The sequence below is a fragment of the Shouchella tritolerans genome (genome assembly GCF_025770735.1).
Classification (GTDB): domain Bacteria; phylum Bacillota; class Bacilli; order Bacillales; family Bacillaceae_D; genus Shouchella; species Shouchella tritolerans.
The window spans coordinates 1-1,458 of the sequence record NZ_JAODPB010000024.1 but is presented as its reverse complement, the minus strand read 5'-3'; the positions used below and the strand labels follow the sequence as shown (position 1 = coordinate 1,458).

The 1,458-nt window shown below is 49.6% G+C and carries 9 tRNA genes and 2 rRNA genes; all 11 read left to right on the top strand.

The features are described 5' to 3' along the window. Positions 1 to 9 precede the first annotated feature (9 nt). Positions 10 to 125 (top strand): 5S ribosomal RNA (gene rrf, locus N6H06_RS22995). An 18-nt stretch (positions 126 to 143) separates the two neighbouring features. Continuing rightward, a tRNA-Val gene (locus N6H06_RS22990) sits at positions 144 to 219 on the top strand. Positions 220 to 346: 127 nt separating this feature from the next. Continuing rightward, positions 347 to 422 (top strand) — tRNA-Thr (locus tag N6H06_RS22985). A gap of 18 nt (positions 423 to 440) precedes the next feature. Then, positions 441 to 516, top strand: a tRNA-Lys gene (locus tag N6H06_RS22980). Positions 517 to 528: 12 nt separating this feature from the next. After that, positions 529 to 611 (top strand) — tRNA-Leu (locus tag N6H06_RS22975). A 19-nt stretch (positions 612 to 630) separates the two neighbouring features. Next, a tRNA-Gly gene (locus N6H06_RS22970) sits at positions 631 to 702 on the top strand. A 19-nt stretch (positions 703 to 721) separates the two neighbouring features. Beyond that, positions 722 to 807, top strand: a tRNA-Leu gene (locus N6H06_RS22965). A gap of 19 nt (positions 808 to 826) precedes the next feature. Beyond that, positions 827 to 903 (top strand) — tRNA-Arg (locus tag N6H06_RS22960). A gap of 4 nt (positions 904 to 907) precedes the next feature. Then, positions 908 to 984: transfer RNA gene (locus tag N6H06_RS22955), tRNA-Pro, on the top strand. Between the two features lie 7 nt (positions 985 to 991). Beyond that, positions 992 to 1,067: transfer RNA gene (locus N6H06_RS22950), tRNA-Ala, on the top strand. Positions 1,068 to 1,242: 175 nt separating this feature from the next. Continuing rightward, positions 1,243 to 1,458 (top strand): 16S ribosomal RNA (locus tag N6H06_RS22945); the annotation flags it as partial.

Genomic DNA, 1,458 nt, shown 5'->3' with positions numbered 1-1,458 from the left:
GAAGTAGGGTCCGGTGACAATGGCAAAGAGGTCACACCCGTTCCCATGCCGAACACGGCCGTTAAGCTCTTTTGCGCCGATGGTAGTTGGAGGCTTCCTCCTGTGAGAGTAGGACGTTGCCGGGCAATATTTTTATTTATAATGGAGGATTAGCTCAGCTGGGAGAGCATCTGCCTTACAAGCAGAGGGTCGGCGGTTCGATCCCGTCATCCTCCACCATGCTTTGATTCTCAAGACTCTATTTTTAGGAGAGGCGTAAAAAGCCACTTGACGAATTGAGTGTAAAACGTTATTTTAGTAAACGGAGATATTTTTCAACAAAAATCAACGATATTTTTACAATTATGCCGGTCTAGCTCAATTGGTAGAGCAACTGACTTGTAATCAGTAGGTTGGGGGTTCAAGTCCTCTGGCCGGCACCACTAATCCAAGTTAAGTCAGAGCCATTAGCTCAGTTGGTAGAGCATCTGACTTTTAATCAGAGGGTCGAAGGTTCGAGTCCTTCATGGCTCACCATATTATTGTTTTGCGGGTGTGGCGGAATTGGCAGACGCGCTAGACTTAGGATCTAGTGTCTTTATGACGTGGGGGTTCAAGTCCCTTCACCCGCACTTATAACATTTGTAAATTGCGGAAGTAGTTCAGTGGTAGAATATCACCTTGCCAAGGTGGGGGTCGCGGGTTCGAATCCCGTCTTCCGCTTTTTGTTTTTGCATCCCGTGCCGGGATGGTGGAATTGGCAGACACACAGGACTTAAAATCCTGCGGTAGGTGACTACCGTGCCGGTTCAAGTCCGGCTCTCGGCATACTGCCAACAATTTAATTGCGCCCGTAGCTCAACTGGATAGAGTACTTGACTACGAATCAAGCGGTTAGAGGTTCGAATCCTCTCGGGCGCGCCATTTACGGGAAGTAGCTCAGCTTGGCAGAGCACTTGGTTTGGGACCAAGGGGTCGCAGGTTCAAATCCTGTCTTCCCGACCATTGCTATGGGGCCTTAGCTCAGCTGGGAGAGCGCCTGCTTTGCACGCAGGAGGTCAGCGGTTCGATCCCGCTAGGCTCCACCAAAAAAAGTGTTGACATTCGCACTTGATGATGTTATATTAATTAAGTTGCCTCTGAAACGGCAAACGAGTCCTTTGAAAACTGAACAAAAGCCAAGCGTAAAAGAGATACAAGGTATCTCGTCAATGAATGATAGTGAGCCACAACTTCGGTTGTGCAATGAGCAAGTCAAACCTTTTAACGGAGAGTTTGATCCTGGCTCAGGACGAACGCTGGCGGCGTGCCTAATACATGCAAGTCGAGCGGACAGAAGGGAGCTTGCTCCCGGACGTTAGCGGCGGACGGGTGAGTAACACGTGGGCAACCTGCCCCTTAGACTGGGATAACTCCGGGAAACCGGAGCTAATACCGGATAATCCCTTTCTCCACCTGGAGAGAGGGTGAAAGATGGCT